18 protein-coding genes and 3 pseudogenes are annotated in these 22903 nt (G+C 72.9%); 6 read left to right on the top strand and 15 right to left on the bottom strand.

Annotated elements, in window-relative coordinates; translation table 11 throughout:
- Nucleotides 1-36 precede the first annotated feature (36 nt).
- From amaB to ACWY4P_RS07145, 4 genes are all read right to left on the bottom strand, one after another.
- Nucleotides 37-1566: an L-piperidine-6-carboxylate dehydrogenase gene (amaB, locus tag ACWY4P_RS07130; RefSeq protein ID WP_456209287.1), complete on the bottom strand. Its 1530-nt coding sequence runs from the start codon at nt 1564-1566 to the stop codon at nt 37-39.
- 25 nt (nt 1567-1591) lie between these two features.
- Nucleotides 1592-2983: a 2-oxoadipate dioxygenase/decarboxylase gene (gene hglS, locus ACWY4P_RS07135; RefSeq protein WP_456209288.1), complete on the bottom strand. Its 1392-nt coding sequence runs from the start codon at nt 2981-2983 to the stop codon at nt 1592-1594.
- Between the two features lie 27 nt (nt 2984-3010).
- Nucleotides 3011-4183, bottom strand: coding sequence for an NAD(P)/FAD-dependent oxidoreductase (locus ACWY4P_RS07140; RefSeq protein WP_456209289.1), 1173 nt, complete (start codon nt 4181-4183; stop codon nt 3011-3013).
- Between the two features lie 103 nt (nt 4184-4286).
- On the bottom strand, nt 4287-4661 hold the full coding sequence (locus tag ACWY4P_RS07145; RefSeq protein WP_456209290.1) for a phosphotransferase: 375 nt from the start codon (nt 4659-4661) through the stop codon (nt 4287-4289).
- Between the two features lie 28 nt (nt 4662-4689).
- On the opposite strand from ACWY4P_RS07145, the pseudogene ACWY4P_RS07150 reads away from it, so the two are divergent.
- Nucleotides 4690-4821 (top strand): annotated as a pseudogene (locus ACWY4P_RS07150) (DNA-binding response regulator); the annotation flags it as partial.
- Nucleotides 4822-5289: 468 nt separating this feature from the next.
- On the opposite strand, the pseudogene ACWY4P_RS07155 reads toward ACWY4P_RS07150, so the two are convergent.
- A pseudogene (locus tag ACWY4P_RS07155) lies at nt 5290-5373 on the bottom strand (hypothetical protein); the annotation flags it as partial.
- Here ACWY4P_RS07155 and ACWY4P_RS07160 point away from each other — a divergent pair.
- Entirely contained in the window at nt 5351-5560 is a 210-nt protein-coding gene (locus ACWY4P_RS07160; RefSeq protein WP_456209291.1) for a hypothetical protein, read from the top strand. The pseudogene ACWY4P_RS07155 and the gene ACWY4P_RS07160 overlap by 23 nt on opposite strands.
- A 119-nt stretch (nt 5561-5679) precedes the next feature.
- Nucleotides 5680-6624 (top strand): helix-turn-helix domain-containing protein, encoded by a 945-nt coding sequence (locus ACWY4P_RS07165; protein ID WP_456209292.1) that lies wholly within the window; start codon nt 5680-5682, stop codon nt 6622-6624.
- 10 nt (nt 6625-6634) lie between these two features.
- On the opposite strand, the gene ACWY4P_RS07170 is transcribed toward ACWY4P_RS07165, so the two are convergent.
- The 4 genes from ACWY4P_RS07170 to ACWY4P_RS07185 all read right to left on the bottom strand — a co-directional run bounded on the left by ACWY4P_RS07170 (nt 6635) and on the right by ACWY4P_RS07185 (nt 10546).
- Nucleotides 6635-7372, bottom strand: a complete 738-nt coding sequence (locus tag ACWY4P_RS07170; RefSeq protein ID WP_456209293.1) for a YoaK family protein — start codon at nt 7370-7372, stop codon at nt 6635-6637.
- Nucleotides 7353-7874, bottom strand: a complete 522-nt coding sequence (locus tag ACWY4P_RS07175; RefSeq protein ID WP_456209294.1) for a DoxX family protein — start codon at nt 7872-7874, stop codon at nt 7353-7355. The genes ACWY4P_RS07170 and ACWY4P_RS07175 overlap by 20 nt, the downstream gene beginning before the upstream one ends.
- A gap of 49 nt (nt 7875-7923) precedes the next feature.
- A complete protein-coding gene (locus ACWY4P_RS07180; protein ID WP_456209295.1) occupies nt 7924-8586 on the bottom strand; it encodes a hydrolase in 663 nt (220 codons plus the stop codon).
- Nucleotides 8587-8665: 79 nt separating this feature from the next.
- On the bottom strand, nt 8666-10546 hold the full coding sequence (locus ACWY4P_RS07185; protein ID WP_456212840.1) for an amidohydrolase: 1881 nt from the start codon (nt 10544-10546) through the stop codon (nt 8666-8668).
- 360 nt (nt 10547-10906) lie between these two features.
- Between ACWY4P_RS07185 and ACWY4P_RS07190 the strand changes: the two genes are divergently transcribed.
- Nucleotides 10907-11878 carry an alpha/beta hydrolase gene (locus ACWY4P_RS07190; RefSeq protein ID WP_456209296.1) on the top strand — a complete coding sequence of 324 codons (972 nt, stop codon included), beginning with the start codon at nt 10907-10909 and terminating at the stop codon, nt 11876-11878.
- A gap of 14 nt (nt 11879-11892) precedes the next feature.
- Nucleotides 11893-12615 carry an alpha/beta fold hydrolase gene (locus ACWY4P_RS07195; protein WP_456209297.1) on the top strand — a complete coding sequence of 241 codons (723 nt, stop codon included), beginning with the start codon at nt 11893-11895 and terminating at the stop codon, nt 12613-12615.
- On the opposite strand, the pseudogene ACWY4P_RS07200 reads toward ACWY4P_RS07195, so the two are convergent.
- From ACWY4P_RS07200 to ACWY4P_RS07225, 6 genes and pseudogenes are all read right to left on the bottom strand, one after another.
- Nucleotides 12584-13353: pseudogene (locus ACWY4P_RS07200) on the bottom strand (low temperature requirement protein A). The gene ACWY4P_RS07195 and the pseudogene ACWY4P_RS07200 sit on opposite strands and share 32 nt — an antisense overlap.
- Nucleotides 13354-13449: 96 nt before the next feature.
- Complete coding sequence (locus ACWY4P_RS07205) at nt 13450-14808, bottom strand: dihydrolipoyl dehydrogenase family protein (protein ID WP_456209298.1); 1359 nt, start codon at nt 14806-14808, stop codon at nt 13450-13452.
- A gap of 213 nt (nt 14809-15021) precedes the next feature.
- Nucleotides 15022-15882 carry a LysR family transcriptional regulator gene (locus ACWY4P_RS07210; protein WP_456209299.1) on the bottom strand — a complete coding sequence of 287 codons (861 nt, stop codon included), beginning with the start codon at nt 15880-15882 and terminating at the stop codon, nt 15022-15024.
- Nucleotides 15883-15966: 84 nt separating this feature from the next.
- Nucleotides 15967-19329, bottom strand: coding sequence for a type 2 lanthipeptide synthetase LanM family protein (locus ACWY4P_RS07215; protein WP_456209300.1), 3363 nt, complete (start codon nt 19327-19329; stop codon nt 15967-15969).
- Between the two features lie 204 nt (nt 19330-19533).
- Nucleotides 19534-19704 (bottom strand): mersacidin/lichenicidin family type 2 lantibiotic, encoded by a 171-nt coding sequence (locus ACWY4P_RS07220; RefSeq protein WP_014181724.1) that lies wholly within the window; start codon nt 19702-19704, stop codon nt 19534-19536.
- 94 nt (nt 19705-19798) lie between these two features.
- Nucleotides 19799-21787: a BTAD domain-containing putative transcriptional regulator gene (locus ACWY4P_RS07225; RefSeq protein WP_456209301.1), complete on the bottom strand. Its 1989-nt coding sequence runs from the start codon at nt 21785-21787 to the stop codon at nt 19799-19801.
- Nucleotides 21788-22246: 459 nt separating this feature from the next.
- Between ACWY4P_RS07225 and ACWY4P_RS07230 the strand changes: the two genes are divergently transcribed.
- The gene (locus tag ACWY4P_RS07230) at nt 22247-22873 is read left to right on the top strand and encodes a VC0807 family protein (protein WP_456212841.1); all 627 of its coding nucleotides are present in this window, start codon (nt 22247-22249) and stop codon (nt 22871-22873) included.
- Nucleotides 22874-22903 lie beyond the last annotated feature (30 nt).

A 22903-nucleotide genomic window follows, 5' to 3' on the forward strand; every position in this document is an offset into this window, starting at 1 on the left:
CCGGGTGAGGGCCGCCGCGTCTACAAGAATCGGCGTCTACAAGAAGCTGACGTTCTGGGCCAGGGAGAGCCGGCTGGAGTAGTTGACGGTGTTGGTGGCGCGGCGCATGTACGCCCGCCAGGCGTCGGAGCCCGACTCACGGCCGCCCCCGGTCTCCTTCTCGCCGCCGAAGGCGCCGCCGATCTCCGCACCGGAGGTGCCGATGTTGACGTTGGCGATGCCGCAGTCGGAGCCCTCCGCCGACAGGAAGATCTCGGCTTCCTGCTGGTCGCGGGTGAAGATGCTGGACGACAGGCCCTGCGGGACGTCGTTGTGCAGCGCGATGGCCTCGTCGAGGGTGTCGTAGGTCAGCACGTACAGGATCGGGGCGAACGTCTCCTCCCGTACGACGTCGGTCTGTTCGGCGACGCGGACGATGGCCGGCTCGACGTAGGCGGCCCGGGGCGCGGCGTCGGCCAGTCGCCGGTCGCCGCCCGCCAGGATCTCGCCGCCCTGGGCCCGCGCGCGGGTCAGGGCGTCGCGCATGCCGTCGAGGGCGGCGGTGGAGATGAGCGGCCCGACGAGCGTGGCCTCGTCGAAGGGGTCGCCGACGGGGAGCTTCCGGTAGGCGGCGGTCAGGCGCTCGACGAGGCTGTCGGCGATGTCCCGGTGGACGATGAGGCGGCGCAGGGTGGTGCAGCGCTGCCCCGCCGTACCGGCCGCCGCGAAGACGCTGCCCTGGACGGCGAGGTCCAGGTCGGCGGAGGGGGCGACGACGGCCGCGTTGTTGCCGCCGAGCTCCAGCAGGCTGCGCCCGAACCGGGCCGCGACGCGGGGGCCGACCTCGCGCCCCATGCGGGTGGAGCCGGTGGCGCTGACGAGCGCGACGCGGGGGTCGTCGACCAGCCTCTCGCCGATGGCGCGGTCGCCGAGCAGCAGGCGGTGTACGTCGCGGGGTGCGCCGGCCTCCTCGGCGGCCCGGGCCAGCAGGTGGTCGCAGGCCAGCGAGATCAGCGGGGTCAGCTCGGAGGGCTTCCAGACGACGGTGTCGCCGCAGACGAGGGCGATGGCGGTGTTCCAGGACCACACGGCGGCGGGGAAGTTGAAGGCGGAGATGACGCCGACCACGCCGAGCGGGTGCCAGGTCTCGGCGAGACGGTGGCCCGGGCGTTCGGAGGCGATCGTGCGCCCGTACAACTGGCGCGACAGGCCCACCGCGAACTCGCAGATGTCGATCATCTCCTGCACCTCGCCGAGCGCCTCGGAGCGGATCTTGCCCGCTTCGATCGTCACGAGATCGGCCAGGTCGCTCTTGTGCTCGCGCAGCGATTCGCCCAGGCGGCGGACGAGCTCACCGCGGCGCGGGGCGGGTGTGGTGCGCCAGGTGAGGAAGGCCGCGCGAGTGGCGGCGAGCGCCTCTTCGGTGTCGGAGGCGGTGGAGGCCGTGAGGCCGAAGAGATTCTCCCCGGTGATCGGGGTTCGGGCGGGGAAGTCGGCACCTTCCGGCACGGTGACACCGATGCGCTCGAGGGCGGTGAGCGCGCGTGCGCGCAGACGGTCGGTGGTGGGCGGTGCGGTGCTTGTCATGGGAGTCCCTTGAGGGGGTGGGAGGTCAGCGGAGGGTGCGGTCGAGCTCCAGCTCGGCGGCGATCTGCGCGAGGGAGCGGTTCTGCTGCTGCTCGTAGAGGGCGAAGGGGTCCAGGACTTCGCGCCCGATGGCTCCGGAGAGCCATGCGGCGTCATACGCGGTGCCTTCGTGGTCGCTGTTCCGCGTGCCCTCGCCGCTGAGGTTGGACTGGAAGATCCCGGCCGCGGAACGGGGCAGGAAGTCCTCGTAGACGATGGGCTCGGCGCGCACCCAGCCCCGCTCCACCAGGGCGCCGAGGTCGGCGGGCGGACGGCTGCCGTCACGTGGCCGGTCGGGGGCCACCCGGTAGGTGAAGTAGGCCAGGCCCTGGGCGGCGAGCTCCCGCTCGCTGCCGGGCATGTGCTGTTCCCATATGGCGCGGGCGAGTTCGCCCCGCACGGCCGCGGGCCGGTCGGCCGCCCGCTGGTCGACCAGGGTGAGCAGTCGGTCGTAGAGAGCTCGGCCTTCCCGGGTGAGGGCGATACCGCGGGCCTCGACCTCACCGAAGCGCACCCGCAGGGCGCCGCTCACCACACTGCCGTCGGGGGTACGCAGGGCGCGGGGCTCGGCGAGGGCACGGAAGGAGGTCTGACGCAGCAGGACGTCGGGGCCCTGCCACCTCGGCGGGCCCTGGATGGTGTCGATCATCTCGATGCCGCGCTCGGTCATCCGCCGGTAGAGCTCGTCGATGTCCAGCACGCGCGGGGTGAGGTGGTTGATGTGGGTGCTGCGGACGCCGCCGATGTCCGCGGCGACGGCGGAGATCCGCTCCAGGGTCTCGTACCACGCCTGGTCGACCGGCTCGGGCGACAGCTCGAAGGCGTGCACGGCGAGTCGCAGAAAGCGCTCGGCGTCCGCCTCGGGCAGCTCCCGCTCCGCCGCGGCGCGGTCGGCGAGGGCGAGCAGCTCCGGGGGGAACAGTTCGCGGCCGGCGAGGAAGGTTTCCAGACGGGAACGCAGATCGGCGTCGAAGAACCGCGGATCGGCGGGGGTGAGCATGGAGGTGAAGACCCGGAAGGGGTTTCGGGCCAGTTCCGCGCCGTCGACGGGCCGGAAGGCGGTCGAGACGACGGGGACGGCGCTGGCGGCGGCCTCACGCAGGTCGTAGAAGCCGACGGGGTGCATGCCCAGGGCCGCGAAGACGCGGGCGACCTGCCGCAACTCCCGTGGGGTGCCGACCCGGATGGCGCCATGGCGCTCGGCGGTCACCCGGCTGATGGATCCCAGGCGCTCGGCGTCGGCGCCCTGGGCGCGCAGGACGTCCTCGTTGACCTCTCGTGAGACGTCCACGAGTGTGGTGTAGGCGGGGACCTCCTTCCCGTACATCTCCGAGAGCCGCGCGGCGAAAGCGGCCCGCAGCCGCCATTGGCTGATCATCGATTTCCTGGCCTTTCGGTCGGGGGTTCACACCACGTGGGCTTCGGGTCGGGCCCCGGCGCCGGTCCGGAAGCGATCGGCGCTGAGGGGGGTGATGTCGACGCACGGTTCGCGTTCCAGATAGAGGTCGCGTACGACTTCGCCGACCGCCGGGGCCTGGAGGAAGCCGTGGCCGGAGAAGCCGGTGGCGTACAGGAAGTTGCTCAGTGCGTGCGAGCGGCCGATCAGCGCGTTGTGGTCCGGGGTGACCTCGTACAGGCCGGCCCATCCGCTGACGGTCTCCATGTCCGCCAGGGCGGGGGCGCGGTGCCGCGCGACGGCGCGGAACAGCTCCAGCCACTCCGGGGTCCAGGTGGTGTCGAAGCCGTCCGGCTGGTCGGGGTCGGCCAGGCCGAACAGCAGGCCGTCGTCGCTGTTGTGGAAGTAGGCCGTCGAGGAGAAGTCGATGGTGAAGGGGATGCGCGGGGCGGGCGGGGTGAGCGGAGCGGTGAGGGCCAGCTGGCGTCGCACCGGTCGTACGGGGAGGCTGACGCCGGCCATGGCGCCGATCTCCGCCGACCAGGCACCGGCCGCGCAGATGACGGTGGCGCAGGCGATGCGGCCGTGATCGGTGTGCACCGCGGTCACCCGGTCGCCGGTGGTGTCGATGCCGGTGACCGCGGTGTGCGTCGCGAAAGTGACACCGGCCCGGGCCGCGGCGCGCGCATACCCGCGCACGACCCGTCCGGGGCGGGCGTGGCCATCGGTGGGCGAGTAGGCGGCGGCCACCAGCCCTTCGGTGCTGAGGTAGGGGCACAGCCGCTGGGCCTCGTCGGGGCCGATCATACGGCTGGGGACGTCCAGGCCGTTCTGGATGTCGACGCTGATCTCGAAGTCCGCGGCCTGCCGGTCGCTGGTGAGCAGGAAGAGGTAGCCGACGGTGTCGAGCCGGATGTCGGCGCCGGGGCGGTGCGGGAAGTCCTGGTAGGCGCGCAGGCTTCGGCTACCCAGTTCGATGTTGAGCGGGTCGGAGAACTGGGCCCGTACGCCGCCGATCGGCTTGCCCGAGCTGCCGCCGCCCAGGTCGTCGCGCTCGACGACGACGATGTTCGCCACCCCGGCCTCGGCGAGGTGAAACGCGGTGCCGGCACCCATCACCCCGCCGCCGATGATCACGACATCGGCGGCGGGCGGAACGGTGCGGAAGGTGAATGAGGACAACTGGCCGATCCCTTCCAGAGGCCGACGCCGGGGGCCTCGGAAGGTCCGTCCGGGCGTGGCGTGGGCTGTCGCTGCGTGGCGGTGCTGATCAGCTATCTGCGCGTCATCGTGCAGCAACCCAACCGTTGACGTCTATGAACAAGGAGTGCGCACATCGGGTTGCAAGCCATCGCCGCCCTGCGACGGTTGCAGCGTCGAGCAGGGCGCGCGCCCACTGGTCTTCGCGCTGCTCGATGTATTCGGCGTCGCTTCGCCAGGCGTCCCTGTGTCCCTCGGCCCACCAGGCCGCCCACGGCTGGTTGCCCCGGGCGGCCTGGTCGCGCAGGAAATCGTGCATGGCGTACGCGACATCCCGCAGGCGGGAACCTGGGCCGGCGGTGTCCCAGTCGATGAAGGCCCACTGGTCCTCGTCGCCGACCACGAGATTCCATGGCGCGAGGTCCTGATGGGCGATGATGTCACTGCCCTCGGCAGGCATCAGCACCTGTCAGTGCGCGTCGGGCACGGCGCTGTCCGTCGGGGCCAGCGGCTTCCTGCTGAAGGATGTCACCCCCGAACACCTGGCGGCGGCCGTACAGCTGGTCGACACGGGCGACGCCCTGCCGGCCCCGTCCATCACCCGGCGGCTGGTGGAGCGCTGTCCACCCTCGGCGCGCTCCTGGGCCTCGCCGGCCGGGTCGATGTGGCCGCCTCCTGCTCGCTGTCGCACGTCCCGCTCGACGCGGCGGCGGAGCAGGGCATCGACCCGCAGATCGCCCGCGCCGAAGTTGCGGGCGGCCGCCGCCGCGAGCCCGCTGGACGAGCCGCTGAGTCGAGCCGCCGGCTTTCCTCCGGCAGCAAGGCGGACAGCTTCGCCAGCTGGGCACGCCGGCCGGAGAAAGCCGGCAGGTCCTGTGGCAACTGGGCGGGCCGCGGCTCGGAGTACCCGTCCCCCGGCAAGGGATGGCCGACAGCGGGATCGCCGACAGGAGCCCGTCGTCCGCCGGCTCCCCGCCGAGCGCGGCCCCGGAGCCCGCGGCGGGGCGCGCAGCCGGCCGGGGCTCGCGCAGCACCGCCGAGTGGGCGTCGGACAGCTCCCGTCCCGGGGCCAGGCCCAGTTCGTCCGCGAGCCGGGCGACGGCGGCGCGGTAGGTCTCCAGCGCTGGCCCCGACCTCTCGGCGCCCGCCGTGGCCGACCTCGCCGGACTCACCGATCAGGAGAGCGATCTGCTGCTCGCCGAGCTCACCCGGGCCCACCTGGTCGCCGAGCCGAGCCCCGGCCGGTACTCCGTCCACGACCTGCTGCGCGCCTATGCCACGGGGCTCGACGAGGAGTCCGAGCAGCGGACCGCACCGGGCGTTCACCTTCGGGAGCGGGACGCCAACCATGGTCACTGAAGTGACACTTTTTTGTACTTCCTGTGCTTGTACGGTCACTTGCGAAAAGAACAAGGCCCTCCCCCCGGCGACAAAAGCAGAGGGCGGGGGCCATTCGTCGGGTGCCGGTGAAGGCGCAAGTGAGAATCGGCCGCACCGCGGATCCGCAGGAGGAGACCCCCGGAACCGTCGCCGGGTATGAGGGCGCGCGGTTCTGGATGTCCGTCGGTCTGGACATCGCCGTCATGGAGGCCGCGGCGCGGATGTCCCTCGGCGACGGCCGGTCGGATCCGGAGACGGCCGTATCGGTCGTGTCCGACGAGCCTCCGCGCCGTGGCCCCCGTCTGGTCGCACACGACCGGGGCGACTATCTCTTCGTGGGGCTGCGGGGCGCAGGCGGTGGCTCCACCGGGCCCGCCGGACCGGAGACGCTGCTGTACCCGGGGGACATCCTCTTCTACGACGCCGAACTCCCCCACCTGCTGGAGATGCCCGCCGGTTCCCGGCTGAAGATCTTCCTGCTGCCGCGGCATCTGCTCGGCGTCGAGAAGCACGACCTGCGCCGGATCACGGCGGCTCCCGTCCGCGGCGGATCACTGCTCGGCTCCCTGGTGTCGCCGTTCCTGTCCGAGCTGGCCGAGATGGTGACCTCCGCCGCTCCCGCCGTCGGCGAAGTCGTCGCCCGCAACGCGCTGGATCTCCTGGCCACCCTCGCCATGGAGCAGCTCGCCCCGCCGCCCGCCGATATCGCGGACGCGCGCCGGGCGCTGCTGCTGAAGATCCAGCGCTTCATCACCCAGCACCTCTCCGACCCCGACCTCTCGCCGGAGGCCATCGCCCGCGCCCACCACATCTCGGTGCGCTATCTGCACAAGCTCTTCCGGGACGAGGGCACCACGGTCGGGCGCTGGATACGGCGCCGCCGGCTGGAGAAGTGCCAGCGCGAACTGGTCCTGGCCCGGGGGCGCCAGACCATCGCGGCGGTGGCCCGCCGCTGGGGGTTCATCAGCCCGACGCACTTCAGCCGGGTGTTCCGGGCCACCTACGGGATGTCCCCCAGCGAATGGCAGGGCGCCGCCGGCTGACCGGCGGCACTCAGGTCGTCGGCGGGGCCCAGTGGGCGTCGGCGGTCGAGACGCGGTGGGTGACCACCGCGGTGACCAGGAGCAGCAGCAGGGCCAGCCCGAGGGCCGCCGCGAGATGTGTGTGCAGCACCAACAGGGCGCCGACCAGGGCCCCGAGGAACATCGCCAGTACGGACAGGATCCGCCGGCCGGGCCGTGGCGCCGTGCCCCCGGCCGGGGTGGAGTCGGCGGCGAGCCCGGTCAAGGTGAGGGTGAGGACGGTGGTGGTCAGGTCGGGGACGCCGAGGCGCCGGGCCACGGCGTTCTGTAGCCCCATGGCCAGGCCCAGCAGCACGATCAGGACGTACTCGACTGCGGTGGTGACCCGGCCGTCGGCGACGGCCGCGGTGGCTGCGGCCGCGCCGACCAGGACCGTCTGGATGCCGGTGGAGACGGCCAGCAGCCGTCCGCGATGCGCCGCCAGCCGGGTCGCGAGCCGGCCTCCGGCGAGCGCGCCGGTCAGGAACACCACCAGGGAGACGAGGGACGCCAGGGCGGAGAGTCCCTGGGCGCCCGCCAGGGCGAAGCCGAGGAAGACCACATTGCCCGTCATGTTGGCGACGAAGACATGCCCGAGTCCCAGGTAGCTCACCGCGTCGACCACGCCGGTGACCAGGGTCAGGGTCAGCATCAGCGGCGGCAGCGGGCCGTGCCGGTCCGCGCGGGGCGGCACGAGGGTGCGGGCCGCGTCAGTCAGCAGTGCGCGCATCGGCCGTCGTCCTCTCCTCGGTGGCTGAACGGTGCAGGACCAGGCGGGTGAGCAGGCCGCTGGCCAGGCCGAGCACGACCGTCGCCGACGACAGCCACACCGGCCAGTCCAGGCCCATCGCGTGGTCGGCGGACCACCGGCCCGAGCCCGTGAAGGACAGCGCCGCGCTGACGACGACCAGCACCAGGGGGTACTCGTAGCCGTCGTTCTGCACCCACAGTCCGTGCGGCCACTTGACGGTGATCGCGACGGTCATCACACCGATGGCGACCATGGCCACCATCGGCGTGAGTGCCCCGAGGGCCAGGAACAGGCCCGAACCGATCTGGCCGGCGCCCGCGGCGAGCGCGGTGAGGGAACCACCGCGAAACCCGTCGTGCCGGAACTCCTCGGTTCCCCCTGCCAGACCATGGCCGCCGAGGCGGAAGCTCACCTTCTGCACTCCGTGGCCGGCGATGAGCAGGCCCACCACCACCCGGAGGATCAGCAGTCCGGTGTCCATCGTGTTGTGTTCCTGTTCCTGGTCTCGTGACCGGTGTCGGGAGCCGGGGTCAGCCGGCCGCGTGGGCGTCGATCATGGACTGCGCGTAGAAGACACCGAGGCCGTAGGCGCCGGCGTGCTCCTTCACGACCTCCGTGACGGGGCCGTAGGTCTCCGTCCTGGCCCAGTCGCGCTGCAGCTCCAGCAGTACCTGCACCCAGGTCACCGGCACCGCGCCGGCCTGGATCATCCGCTGGAGCGCGTGCTCGTGGGCCTGGGGGGTGACACCGCCCGAGGCGTCGGAGACGACATAGACCTCATAGCCCTGGGCGATCATGGACAGCACGGGCAGCACCAGGCAGACCTCGGTCCACAGCCCGGCGATGACCACCTTGGTACGGCCGGTGGCCTTCACCGTCTCGACGAGCGCCGGATCCTCCCAGGCGTTCATCGAGGTACGGTCGATGATCTTGGCGTCGGGGAAGACCTCCGCCAGCTGCGGCAGGATCGGGCCGGAGAAGGACTCGGCGGCCACGGTGGTCAGGACCGCCGGCGCATCGAAGACCTTGGCCGCCTTGGCCAGGCCGACGGTGGCATTGATGATCGCGGTGCGGTCGCCGCTGCCGGTGCCGAAGAACATCTGCGGCTGGTGGTCCACGAACAGCACCACGGCGTTGTCCGGGGTGAGCAGGTCCGGGCTCGGTACGGCGCTGACCTCGTTGATGTCGACCATCGCGGTTTCCCTTCGATTCTGGACGTTTCTGGACGTTTCTGGGCAGTGTCAGGAGGTGTCTGGACGGTGTGAGAAACCGTCAGAGGACGAAGCAGGGGTCGTACGACTCGGGGCGGGCCTCCGCGGCCAGTCCGCGCCGGACGCGCCACTGCCAGTGGAGTTCCGACTCGGCGGCGGCCTGGCCCAGCAGCTCCGCCTGACGGGCGCCGGAGCCACCGGATCCCCCGATGGCCCGATAGCCGCCGAAGTGCGCCACCGGGCTCCACTCGGGGCTGACGGCCGGGATCTCCTCCGCCATCCCCTCGTACTCCGCCTCGGCGTGGACAATCCGGCCGCCGACGACGGTCAGCAGCGACTCGATGTGCGGGATGTCCCGCTCCCGCACGGTGAAGTAGTCGTCGGACAGGATCGCGAGGTCGCCGAAGAAGCCCTCCCGCAGGATGCCCTTGACGTCCTGCTCGCCGGTCAGAGCGGCACCGGCCCGGGTGTACATGGCGAGTGCGGTCTCCCGGTCGACCCGGTTCTGCGGCGGCCGGAGGGCCGAACCGCCGAGGGTCCGGCCGGAGACCAGCCAGTGCAGCGCGACCCAGGGGTTGTAGGAGGACACCCGGGTGGCGTCGGTGCCGGCGCCGACGGTCAGCCCGCGCTCCAGCATGGCCCGTACCGGCGGAGCTTCGGCGGCGGCGCCGAGGCCGTACCGGCGCGCGAACACCTCGCCCTGGAACGACATCCGGTTCTGCACGGACATCGCCCCGCCCAGGGCCGCGACGCGGTCGAGGCTGTCTGGGGACACGGTCTCCGCGTGGTCGAACAGCCATCTGTTCCCGGCCGGGAAGAGACCCTCCGCGGCGAGCTTCTCGAACACCGCCAGGTCGCGCCTGATGGTCTCGTCGTAGGTGGCGTGCAGACGGAAGCCCCAGCCGTGCTCCATGAGGAGGCGTACCGCCTTCTCGAACGCGGCCTCGTAGTCGCCGCTCAGCTCCGGGCGGGGCTCGGCGAAGTTCTCGAAGTCGGCGGCGGCCCAGGTCAGGTTCTCGCCGGCGCCGTTCAGCCGTAGCCACTCGTCCCCGTCCTCGGGACGGACCATCTCGATCCAGCGGGCGAGGTCGTCGAGCTCCTGGCCGGCGGTCTGCGGGAACAGGTGGTAGGCGATACGCAGCGTCAGCTCCCCGTCCCTGGCCAGCTCGGTGACGGTGCCGTAGTTGTCGGGGAAGTTCTGGAACCCCCCGGCGGCGTCGATCGCGGAGGTCAGCCCGAAGCGGTTCAGCTCGCGCAGAAAGTGGCGGGTCGAGGTCTTCTTGTGCTCCCCGTCCAGCAACGGGGCCTTGGCGAGCGTGGAGTAGAGGATCAGAGCGCTGGGAGCGGCCAGCAGCACGCCGTTGGGCTCGCCGTTCCTGCCCCGTACGATCTGGCCGCCCCGGGGGGCGGGGGTGTCCTTGGTGTAGCCGACGGCGCGGAGCGCCGCCCGGTTCAGGATCGCAGACTGGTACAGATGCAGGACGAAGACCGGGGTGTCCGGTGCGGCGGCGTTGAGCTCGGCGGGGGTAGGCAGCCGCCGTTCGGCGAACTGCTCGGCCGACCACCCTCCCACCACCCGCACCCACTGCCCCTTCGGGGTGCGGACCGCCTGCTCCCGCAGCATCGCCAGGGCCTGACGCAGCGTGGGCACGCCGTCCCAGCGCAGCTCAAGGACATAGTTGAGGCCTCCCCGGATCACGTGCAGATGGGCGTCGTTGAGCCCCGGGATCACGCGTCGGCCGAGTGCGTCGGCCACGGTGGTGGCCGGGCCGACGAAGGGCGCGATCTCCGCGTCGTCCCCGACGGCCGTGACGAGGCCGTCGCGGATGGCCAGGGCTCCGGCGTGCGGGCGGCCGCTGTCTCCGGTATAGATCTTGGCATTGCGGACGATCACGTCCGCGGCATCGTCGGCGGCGCGGGGAACCAACCCGCCGACCGGCATTGTAGGCACCTCGGCAGACTCCAAATGACGATGTCGGGATTCCGTCATATGCGGAAGGTGGCAGCGGTCGAATGGGCTGGAATAGTCGACGGGCTTTACCGGACCGGTCCCACTCGGCCGTTCCTTCAGGACATTAGGGCTCGCCGGCGCCCCCGTATGGCCCGGCAGCGCACTGCTTTCGGTCCGACAGCGCACGGGGCGGCGCCGCGTCCCCACGAATGGCGCTGTGGGGAAAGACTCGGTGCGCTGACGGGCAAGAGACATCCACCGGCCGACTCTAGGGTGACCCAGCAACCGGGGAGATTTTCGCGTTCTTCCCGGAATTCTCATTCGCATCCCCGCACCACTCTGGAGAACCAGATGTCCGACGCCTTCGTGCCGGTCCAGCCCGTCCTGGAACCGGCCGCGGCCGCCTTCGCCGAAGCCACCGCCAAGCCGCCGTACCTCTTCGACCTGCCCCCGGCGGAGGGCCGGGCGGCGGTCGACGAGGTGCAGTCCGGCGAGATCGACAAGCCGGAGGTCGACGAGGAGTGGATCACCGTGGCCGGTGGTCCCACGGGCAGTGTCCGGGCCCGGATCGTCAAGCCGGCGGGTGCCACCGGGGAACTGCCGGTCATCCTGTACATCCACGGAGCGGGGTGGGTGTTCGGCAACGCCCACACCCATGACCGCCTGGTGCGCGAACTCGCCGTCGGCGCGGGCGCGGCCGTGGTCTTCTCCGAGTACGACCGGTCGCCGGAGGCCCGGTACCCGGTGGCCATCGAGCAGAACTACGCGGTCGCCCAGTGGGTGGTCCGGGAGGGCGGATCCAAGGGTCTTGACGGCACCCGTCTGGCCGTGGCCGGGGACTCCGTCGGCGGCAACATGACCGCGGCGCTGACCTTGATGGCCAAGGAGCGCGGCGATGTGCCGCTGGTCCAGCAGGTGCTGTTCTACCCGGTCACGGACGCGAACTTCGACACCGGCTCGTACCACCAGTTCGCCACCGGGTACTTCCTGCGCCGGGACGGCATGCAGTGGTTCTGGGACCAGTACACCACCGACGAGACGCACCGGGCCGAGATCACCGCCTCCCCGCTCCGCTCCACCACGGAGCAGCTCACCGATCTGCCTCCGGCCCTGGTCATCACCGCCGAGGCGGACGTCCTCCGGGACGAGGGCGAAGCGTACGCCAACAAGCTCCGCGAGGCCGGTGTCCCGGTCACCGCCGTGCGTTTCCAGGGCATCATCCACGACTTCGTCATGCTCAACGCCCTGCGCGGGACCCATGCCGCGCAGGCCGCCATCAAGCTGGCCGCAGACACGCTGGGCGCTGCGCTCAAGAAGCGCTGAGAAGGGGATCCGACATGACTTCACCTACCGCTCCGACCGTTCTTCTGGTCCACGGCGCGTTCGCCGACGCGGCCAGCTGGTCCGGCGTCATCCGCGAGCTCCAGAGCCACGGCGTATCCGTGGTGGCGCCGCCCAACCCGCTGCGGGGCCTGGCGTCCGACGCCGCGTATGTCGCCTCCGCCGCCGCCCAGATCGACGGCCCCGTCATCCTGGTCGGCCACTCCTACGGCGGTGCGGTCATCACCGTCGCCGGGGCCGCCGAGAACGTCGTCGGGCTGGTGTTCGTCGCCGCGTACGTCCTGGAGGAGGGGGAGAGCCTGGGCGAGCTGCAGGGGCGCTTCCCCGCACCGCCGCTGGCGGACAACCTGCGCCCCGCGACCTTCCCGGTCGAGGGCGCCGAGCCCGCGGTGGAGCTCACCATCGTGCCCGAGGCCTTCCCGTCGGTGTTCGCCGCCGACGTACCCGAGGAGGTCACCAAGGTCCTGGCGGCGGCGCAGCGCCCGCTCGCCGCCGCGGCGTTCGACGAGCCGGCCCGGACCACCGCCTGGAAGACCAAGCCCTCCTGGGCGGTGGTGGCCGACGCGGACCAGGCCATCAACCCCGAGGTGCAGCGCTTCGCGGCGAGGCGGGCGGGAGCGACCGTCGTCGAGGTCGAAGGCGCCTCGCACGCCGTCGCGGTGTCCCAGCCGAAGGCCGTCGCGGACCTCATTCTCGAGGCCGTCCGCGCGGCGGGCTGACGCCTGCGGCCCGGCCGCCGCAGGTCGCCGTGGCGACCGCGGCCAGCGCCGCCAGGACGATCCCCGTGCCCAGGGCCGGCGCCGGGGAGAAGGCGGTCAGGAGGACGAGGACGGCGGCGAGGAGGAAGGGCACGGACTCGGCGGCGCGCCGGTGGTGGGGCCGCAGATGCAGCGCCCACACGGTGAGCAGGAAGACGGCCGCCGGGATGGCCACCATGGCACCGGCGGCCTGCGGGGACACGTCCGCGCGGTGGGTGACCTGGTCGGCGCTCACCGCCAGGCCCGCCCCGACGGCGGCCGCCGAACCGAAGATCAGATAGTGGCCGTAGGCCCACAGGAATCTTCTGCCGGGGGCCTGGTGCGTGGTGGCGAGCAGGGTGTGCGCGGGCCGGGCGAAATACAGCCACCACATGGCGAAGACCATGAGCAGCCCGCCCGCCGCCACCACGCACAGCGGCCCGGTGCCGCGGTGCGCGTCGAAGGCGGTGCGGACCGCGGCCGTGGCGGCGGCGACGGACTCGCCGAGCACGATCAGCGTGAACAGTTCGTAGCGCTCGGCGATGTGGCGCGGATGCCAGGGGGTCATCCCGGCAGTTGCGCCCGCTCCGGGAGGAACAGCGACACCACCCAGCCGACCTGGCAGGCCACCACTCCGCAGGCGAAGCGCAGGGTGGTCCGGCGCCGGGCGGGGTCGGCCCGCGCGGCGCGCAGCCACAGCCCGGCCAGCGCGGTGCGCATCACGACGTATCCCAGCGCGATGACGGCGAGGTCGTTCCCCTCGAACGCCCGCCGCGTCCGCCTCACGCGGCTGTCCAAGGGGCCGCGGCGCACCGGTCAGTCCAGGGCCGCGAGGGCGGCTTCGACGGTCCGGTGGAAGGTGGGATAGGCATAGATCATGTTCCTGAGTCGATCGACGGGCACTCTCGCGTGGACGGCGACCCCCAGGCCGCACAGCACTTCGCCGCCCGCGGGCCCCGCCGAGGTGGCACCGACCAGGACGCCGCGGTCGGCGTCCTGGACCAGCTTGACGAAGCCCTCGTTGCCCGCCTTGTGGATCCAGCCCCGGGTGGAGGAGGACATCGGGAGAACGCTGGTGTTCACCCGCAGGCCCTGGTCGCGGGCGCGCCGCTCGGTGAGCCCCACCGCGCCGATCTCCGGGTCGGTGAACACCACACGGGGCAGCGCCCGGTAGTCGGCCTCGGGGCCGGGCTGCCCGAGGATGTCCCGGACCGCGATCCGCGCCTGGTACATCGACACATGGGTGAAGGCACCCCGGCCGGTGATGTCCCCGACCGCCCACAGACCCTCGCCGGCGCGCATCCGCCCATCGGTGGGCACCGCCGCGGCCGTCGGGTCGACACCAGCGGTCTCCACGCCCAGCCCGGCCAGCTCGACGCCGCGGCCGGTGGCGACCAGCAGCCGCTCGGCGTCGACCGCCTCCCCGTTGTCGAGGTGGACGGTGAACACCGCGCCGTCGTGGCTCACCCGCTCGGCCCGGACGGCCGTCAGCACGGTCACGCCCTCGGCTCGCAGGACGTCCGCGGCAAGCCGCCCGCTCTCCGGCTCCTCCGCCGACAGCAGCCGGTCCTGGCCCTCGACGACGGTGACGCGGCACCCGAAGCGCGCGAAGACCTGGGCGAGCTCCACCCCGATGCTGCCGCCGCCCAGCACGGTCAACGAGGCGGGCAGTTCCTTCGCCGCCACGGCGTCCCGGTTGCTCCAGTACGGGGTGGCGGCCAGCCCCGGGACCGGGGGGATCCGGGGTCGGCCGCCGGTGGCCAGGACCACGCCCCGCCGGGCCCGGAAGGCGCGGCCGTCGACGGACACCTCGCGCGGACCGGTCAGCCGCCCGACGCCGCGGACCAGCCGCCCGCCCTTGCCGGTCAGCCGGTCGGCCGCCACCTGGTCGTTCCAGTCGTCGGTGGCCTCGTCCCGGATACGCGCGGCCACCTGGCCCCAGTCCGGGCGGACGGAGGCGTCCCCGGCGAGGCCGGGGACACGGCGGGCCTCGGCGAGCAGATTGCCCGCACGGATCATCATCTTGCTGGGCACACAGCCCCAGTACGGGCACTCGCCTCCGACGAGTTCGGCCTCCACCGCGACCACGTCGAGACCGGCCTCGGCCAGCGTGCCCGCGACGTACTCCCCGCCCGGCCCCAGGCCGACCACGACCACGTCCGTCTGCTCGCTCATGCCCGTCCATCCCCTCGATGTCAGCTCGATGTCGGCTCGCGGGACCGCTGTCGAAGCCGCCGCGCCCCGACCGTAGACGCGCGCGGCACCGGCGGTGTGTCCACCAGCGCACGGGGCATTGCCCAGGAGCGAACCGCGGTAGCGCGCGCCTCGGGCCCCTGCGCCAGAAGGGCGAGGCGCCGGGCCGGGGCTCGCGGCCCGCGGCCGTCGGCGTCAGGTGATGTGGCGCAGCAGCGCGGCGGCCGCCGGAGGCGTCTCGCCCCGGGGCCGCACCACCATCACGTGCCAGCGCGGCGGGTTCCGGGCGAATCTGCGCAGCGCCAGGTCGGGGAAGCGAGCGGCGATCGACTCCGGCATGACACACACCCCGAGGTCGTGCCGGACCAGTTCGGACGCCGCGACGATGTCGTTGACCTCGAATTCGGTGCCGCGCTCGGCCAGGGCGGCCCGGAAGGCCCGGTCCACCGCGGAGCGGATCGCCCAGCCGGGCGTGAAGTCGATGAACGGCATCCGGGCGACCTCGGCGAAGGTGACCTGGTCGTCCTGGGCGAAGCCACGCGCCGGCGAGGCCGCGAGCACCATCTCCTCACGCACCAGCGGCCGGGTTACCAGCCCCCGCTGCTGCTGGCGGTCGAGGGCCACCACGGCCAGGTCCACCGAGCCGTCGCGCAGCGCATCCCGGATGTCGGCCACCGGCCCCTGCCGGAGCCGGACGGCCACCCGTGGGTGTTCCGCCCGCAGCCGGGCCAGCGCACGGTGCAGGCCGACCCAGACACCCTGCATCGTGCCGACCGTGACCTGCCCCCGCAGCTCGCCCCGCGCGACGTCGACCGCCGCCCGTGCCTGCTCCGCCGCCCGCAACGCCGCGCGGGCGGCGGGCACGAACGCCTCACCGGCCGAGGTGAGGGCGACCCGATGCGTGGTGCGGTCGAAGAGCCGGGTCCCCATCTCCTTCTCCAGCGCGCGCACCGTACCGGACACCGCCGACTGCACCACGTGCAGCCGCCGCGCCGCCGCGGTGAACCCGCCTTCCTCGGCGACCGCGACGACGACCTCCATCTGCCGCAGATCCATACCCACTCCCCGAAGGACGAGCCGTTGCGGGCCATCTCCCGAAGAGATCAGCGCCCGCCTCGATCATCGCACGGGGCCCTGGCCTCACCGGCGGGGGCGCCCCGGCACCGGCGGGTGCAGCAGCAGGACGGAGGGCACCTGGTCCGGGCAGGCGAAGCGCAGCAGCTGGTGCCCCACCCCCGAGATGCCCGTCAGCAGGCCCGGCGTCTCGCTCCGGGTCGGCGAACCGCACACCCAGCCGTGGACCGCGGCGGCGTCGAGCTTCTCCCCCAGCAACCGCATCAGCGCACCGGGCTCGGACCGGCCGCTCCGCTCGGCCAGCAGGAGGAGTTCGAGGTTGCCGAGATCGCCGTGGCACATGCTGTCGCTGCCGCGGCCCGTGAGGCGGTGGGCGCCGGCGCCGTCGAGCCGCAGCGCCGCCATGGCCTGGGCGGCCAGCTCCTCCTCCCGGCCGGCGGTCCCGGGCCTGCCGATCAGGTCGAGCCGGGACATGCCGATGCCCGCGGCCCCGTGGCACCACAGCGACCGGAAGGGGGACACGGCCTCGGTGCGGAAGTCGGGCCAGTTCCCCGCCTCGGTGTCGAACACCTCCGTCTCGTACGCCAGCCCGCCGGCCACCGCCTCGGCGCAGCCCTCGTCGGGCGCGAGGGGGTGCAGCCGGGCCAGGGCGGTCACGATGCCCGCCGTTCCATGGGCGAAGCCGGTGAGCGGCCGGTTGCTGTCGATCTGGTGGTGTTCCCAGGTCAGACCGCGCCCGGTGGAGCCGGGGACGGCGCCGGTGACCAGGTGGCGGGCGGCGGCGCGGGCGAGGGCCGCCGCTCGTCCGTCGAGGTCGTGCCCGGCGTCGATCAGGGTGAGCAGGGTCAGGGCGCAGCCCGCCGAGCCGGCCACGACGTCGAACGCCTTGGCGCTGCCCAGGGCCCGTTCCGCGGCGGACAGCGCCGGCTCGCGCACCGCGGCCAGATGCGGTGTGCCGCCCAGCAGCCGGTCGAGGTGCGCCAGGAAGTACAGCGGCCCCATCCAGCCGCCGAACGCTCCGATGTCCGGGTCCTCGCCGCGGCCCGCTCCGCCGCGGGCCTGGGCGGCGGCGTTCGCGTGGATCCGGCGGACCACCTCGTCGGCGACGTCCAACGCCAGCTGGGTGAAACGCCGCTGGCCGCTGATCCGGCCCAGCCGGGCGAGGAAGAGACCGATGCCGGAGAGTCCCGAGTAGAGGTCCTCGCCGAGCGGGGCGAGGTCCCAGACCCCGTGCGCCACCGGCTGCGGTGCGACCCAGCCGACCCGCCCCTCCCGGACGATCGCGAGGTGCCGTACCCGGTCGCCGATCGCGGTGGCGGCGGCGACGAGTTCCGCCGCGTCGGCGGTACGGGGCCGCGGCCTCGCCCGGCCGAGGACCGCGGCGGGCCGCTCTTCCAGCAGGCTCACATCGACGCTGCCGACGAAGGACCCGGCGATGATCCGCTCCTGGAACTCCCGGTCCTCGGGGCCCATGGCCTCGATGCGGCGGCGCACCGCGCCGAGCGCCGGCTCGTCGAAGAACCCGGGCACGGACCGCCCGTCGTCGAGCAGCAGCTTCCGCGACCCCGGCAGTGCCTCGAACAGCGGGATGTCCCCGCGCAGCACCGCGTCCATCTCGGCGCGTACGACCGCTTCGCCCGCGGCTCCCGCGTACCGTCCCGCGACCAGCCGGGCCGTGCTGCGCTCCCGTTCCAGCGCGTCCCGCAGGAAGTCCGGGTGGGTGCTCTCGGCGAGCACCTTGGCGTAGACGAAACTCGCCCTGGGCAGGAAGCGCACGGGTGTGCCGGCGAAGCCGGCCACCAGGCCGCCGGGGGCCAGGAGTTCCGCGCGCCGGGCGCTGATCCAGTCGTAGCCGAAGCGGAAACCCGCCAGCACATCGGGGGTGTGGTCCGCGGGGTCGGCGGGCGTGCCGTCGGGCAGCCGCGGCCGGTTCTCCCCACCGGCGGTGGCCACGTGTTCCCACACGATGTGCACCTCGTCGGTCCCCGGGTTCTTCTCGACGGGCACCGGCACGACGGACGGCTGGTCCTGGGCTCCGTTCAGTCCGCTGTAGTCCGCGGCGGGCGCGCCCGCCGCGGTCCGGTCCAGCACCACCTTGGTGGGCAGCAGCGCGGTGGCCCGCACCGATTCGCGCAGCGCGACGAGGGCCGGCTCGTCCGGCTCCCGCTTCCCGGCGCCGTCTCCCCCGCGCTCGGGGGCGCGGGGGTGCAGCAGCGCTTCGAGGTCGACGAGCACCGGGTGTTCGCCGGCGGCGATGATGTTCTCGTGGTGGAAGTCGGTGCCGCCCAGCGCGTGCACCAGGGCCAGCAGCGCGCCGGTACGCCAGTAGAAGCCGGCCACGTCCTGGGCCGCCGGGCAGGGCCGGGCCGTCACGCACTCCGCCCAGCCGTGGTCCGCGCGGGTCAGTGTGCGCGGGGTGCGCACGGCGTACGGGCTGTCCTCGTTGAAGCGGTGCAGGACGCGTGCGAACTGCTCGTCGACGGCGAGCGACCGCGGTTTGTAGAACACCGACGGCGCGTCGTGGAAGTCGACGCGGCACACCGAGCTGCCCCGGCGGTGAACGTCGCCGTGGCCGAAGCGCACCGCCGCCACGCCGCCCGGACGGGCGCCGGACAGCAGGTCGTCGCACAGCTCGCCGAGGTCGTCGCGCAGATGCCGGGCGAAGCGCGTACGGCTCGCCACCCAGCTGTCGAGCAGTTCGGCCACGCACCGGGCCAGCACCGGGTACTCCGTCCACAGGCGGTGCTGCTCCCGGGGGCTGGTGAGAGAGTCGACGAAGAGGCGGTAGCGCTCCTCGCCGGTCCTTCCGGACGCCAGTCGGCCCTCGACGCGCGCCACGTTGATCTCCAGGATCATGGTGGGCTTCAGCACCATGGCCAGCCGGGCCAGCGGCACGCTCGTGGACAGGGCTTCGCACAGCCCGTCCAGTTCCGCGGGGAACGGGCCGAGGCGGCGCAGGGCCGTGCGCATCCGCCGCTGCGCCTGCCGGACGAGGGGTTCGGCGACACGCAGGAGGCCCGGCAGCGGTTCCGTGCCGGGCGGGGCGGGGGCCGGGCGTGCGGAGCGCACCTGCCGCGCCCACGCGGGGCGGCGGGGCAGCCGGGCGGCGAGCGCCGTGGGGTCCTCGCCGAGCAGCCGGTGCAGCACCGGCGCCGTGACCGCGACCGAGCGGAGTCCGTCGACGAAGCGCTCGTCCGGGCCGCGAAAGGGCGCGAGCGCCCGCCAGCCGGCGAGCCGGTCCGCCGCCGGGGCCGGGGCCGTGGGCGGCGGTGGTGCGGAGGAAGGGGTGACGCGTTCCCGCAGGTAGCATCCCGCGGCCCAGAAGCCGGGGGCCAGGCCTGGGGCCGGGACCGCGGTCGGGTCGGGGGCCGGGGGCGAGTCCGGGGCCGGAGCGGCGGTGTGCTCGCCGGGCGGACGGCTGAGCGGCATCGGATGTCCTTTCGTAGCGGGAAGCACCGGCCGGATGCGGGTCTGCCTCGTACGCCTCCTCGTACGACTCCGCGTACGCCGCGCGTACGCGTCCGCGCGGCAGACCGGCGCCGGCCCGTACGGAACGGGCCGGCGCCGGCTTCAATGGGTGCGGTGGCCGTCGCTACGGGCGGTCACTGCGGAGTGCTGCGGGTGCTGCCAGGGTCAGCCGCAGCACTGGAAGAAGGGCTGCGTGGAGAGGGTCACGGCGGCCACGGAGGTGCCCTCGTCGGCGAGGTCGGCGGTCAGGTCCACCACGCCCGCCGGGTGGCCCGGGTCCACCGCGAGGCCCTCGCGGTACGTGGCGTCCTTCCAGGCAGTCACGGTGCTGTTCATAAGAGTCTCCCCTTTATGAAATCGGTGTACAGGGCGTGCGGTACCCGGCCCACAGCCGCGTTCCGCGGAAACACCCGGACGTTAACGCGCGCCGCTACGGAATCCCTACCTCCGCTCTATCCGTCCGCCGCGTATCGCCGGAGAACCCCGGCCCCCCGGCGATAACGTCCCGGGCGGTCCGGTATCCGAAGTGGAACTGACCGCAATTGCCGCGATACGCGGAGTCGGGAAGCGCGTCGGAAGGCGTGCCGGAAGGCGTGTCGGGAAGCGTGGCGCGAAGATGCTCGCGCAGTAACGCGTGCATGGCGTAGGCCCACTCCCGCGGGCGCGCGGCGCGTACGGGGCGCAGCAGATTGCGGTCCGTCAGCTCGTCGAGGAGGGCGGCCGCGGCCGTACCGGAACAGCCGAGGAGCGGGCCGGCCGTGCCGGGCGTCAGCCGCTCCGCGTCCAACGCGGCCAGGGCCGTCAGGGCGCGCCTGCTCTCCTCGGTGAGCCGGCCGCACGCCTCGTCGAAGGCGTCGGCCAGGCTGCGTCCCGGCAGGCTCAGCCGACTCGCCGGATTCCGGGCGCCGGTGAGGGAGGAGGCGACATGCTCCAGGGACCAGTGGGGCCGGGCCGCGAGCACATTGCCGACCGCGCGGAGGGCGGCCGGCAGCCCTCCGCACAGCGCGAGCACCTCGTCGAGCTGTCGGCCCTGCTCCTCGAACCTCCCGGGGCACAGCCCGGAGGACAGCAGCGCGCGGGACTCCTCGGCGCCCAGCACATCGAGCGGCACCCGGACGGCGCCGTCGACGGCGAGATGGGACACCTGTGTCGTGACGCACATCGCGGAGCCGCCCCCGGTGGGGATGACCGCCCGCAGGTCGTCCGCCTCGGTGACGTTGTCGATGAGCACCATGACCCGGCGGGTGGCGATGAGGCTCCGGTACACGTCCTGCCGCACGGCCCAGGAGCCGGGCTGCTCCTCCTCCGGAACGCCCAGGCCGTGCAGCAGCCGCCCCAGGACGCCCCGCAGGCCCTCCTCGGTGCGCGGGAAGGCGGACCCGTCGATGTACAGCAGGCCGTCGGGGAAGCTGTCGCGCGTCAGATGTGCGGTGTGGACCGCCAGCGCGCTCTTGCCCACCCCGGTCATGCCGCTGACGATGACGGCGCGCGCCGCGGTGCCCGGCCGCGCGGCGGAGCCGGCCGTGAGCGTGTCGACGACGAGCCGCCGCTCCCGGCCGCGCCCGATGAAGTCGGGGATGTCCGGGGGCAGCTGGTTCACGAAGGGGCCCGCGGGGCCGGTGCGGTCCGGCCGGGCCGCGGTGGCTGTGAGCCGGGCCCGCCCCTGCCGCTGGTCGGCCGCGGGCGCGCCGCGGTCCATGGAGAGCAGCTGGTGATAGAGGTGCTGGAGGTCCTCGGCGGGGTCGGTGCCCAGCTCGGCGGCCAGCCGCCGCTGGAGGCAGAGATAGACGTTCAGCGCGTCGCTGCGCCGGCCGCTGCGGTCGAGGGCGAGCATCAGGTGATGGTGGAGGCGCTCGTGGGTGGGGTGGGCCGCGACGAGATCGACCAGTTCGGGCACCAGCTCGGCGGCGTCCCGTGTCTCCAGGTCGGCCCCTATCCGGTGCTCCAGGGCGAAGAGGCGCAGCTCTTCCAGCCGGCCGGCCTCGCGGTCGAAGGGCTCGCCTTCCAGGTGCTGGAACGCCGACGGGCCGCGCCATCTGCCCAGGCAGGTCCGCAGCACGGCCGTGGCCTCGCCGTGCCGCCCGGCCGCCCGCAGCGCGATGGCCCGGCTGACCTCCTCCTCGAAGACCTGGGCGTCGATCGAGCCCGGGGACGGCGTCAGGGAATAGCCGGACGGGACCGTTTTGATGGTCTCCGGGCCGAGGATGTGTCTGAATGAGGAGATACGGCTGTGGATTTGCGCCAACGCGGTCCGCGGTGGCCTGCGCGGCCAGAGCGTATCCACGATCTGCGGCACCGGTACGGTGCTGCCGGAGCGGGCGAGCAGCAGCGCGAGCAGTACCTGCTGCTTCGGGCCGCCAATGGCGACGGGCCGGCCGAGGGACAGCACCTGAAGCGGACCCAATACGCTGAAATGCAAACCAGTGCTCCTTACAGGATGAGCCCAATGACCGCTATTTTGCTGGGGTTCTCCGAAGATGCAAGGTGATTCTGTTGGTGAATTAGCCGATGCGCTTTGACGGGAATTTCGACAAATAGCCGACGGGAAGTGCCGCAGGACCGGACCGCACCCGGCGAGGTGACGCATCCGCGTGGCCGCTCGCTCTTGGGGCGACCACCGCTTGGCCGGTCACCCGATGAGGACCTTCCGCCCATATTTTGGTGACATTTGGCAAGCCGGAACTGGCCCCCGCCGCGCGCCTGCCCTAGTCTCCTTGCCGCACCACCAAGCACGTCTTACGGGGGAACTGTGACCAGTCAGGACACGACCACGCAGAGCGCTCAGAGCGCACCCGACACGCAGTCGGCGCGGCCCGACGAACGCCCGGCGCCGCCCGCTCGTTCCAGGGGCGCCGCCGCTCTCGGCTGGGCTCTCACCATCGCCCTCAACGTCGTCGCCCCGATCATCACGTACAACGCGCTCCACGACCACGGCTGGAGCGAATTCGCCGCGCTTCTGGCCAGCGGTGCCTGGCCGGTGCTCGACAGCGCCGTCCATCTCGTGTGGCGCCGCCACCTCGACGAATTCGCCATCGTCACCCTGGTGTTCCTCGTGATCACGGCCGTGGTGTCGCTGGTCGGCGCCCACTCGGCCCGTGCTCTGCTGATCAAGGACTCGGGCGTGACGGGCCTGTTCGGGCTGCTGTGCCTGGCGACGCTGCTGGCGCCGCGCCCGCTGATGTTCTACTTCGGGCGCAAGTTCGCCACCGACGGCACCGAGGCGAGCACCGCCTGGTGGAACGGCCTGTGGCAGTTCGAGGGGTTCCGCAGGACCATGACGACGATGACGGCGGTCTGGGGCGTGGCGTACCTGCTGGAGGCCGGGGTCCGGGTCGCGCTGGCCTACTCACTGCCCACCGACACCATGGTGGTCGTCAGCCCGGTCCTGATCTATGGCGTGCTCGGCGCCCTCGCCCTGTGGACGGGCTGGTACGCCAAGCGGTCGCAGCGCAAGGGCGAGGAGCGTGCCGCGGCGGCCGAGGCAGCGGCCGCCGCTCACACCTGACGGGCCCCGGGGCACCGTCGCCGTACGTAC

This window comes from Streptomyces sp. LZ34 (assembly GCF_053890475.1).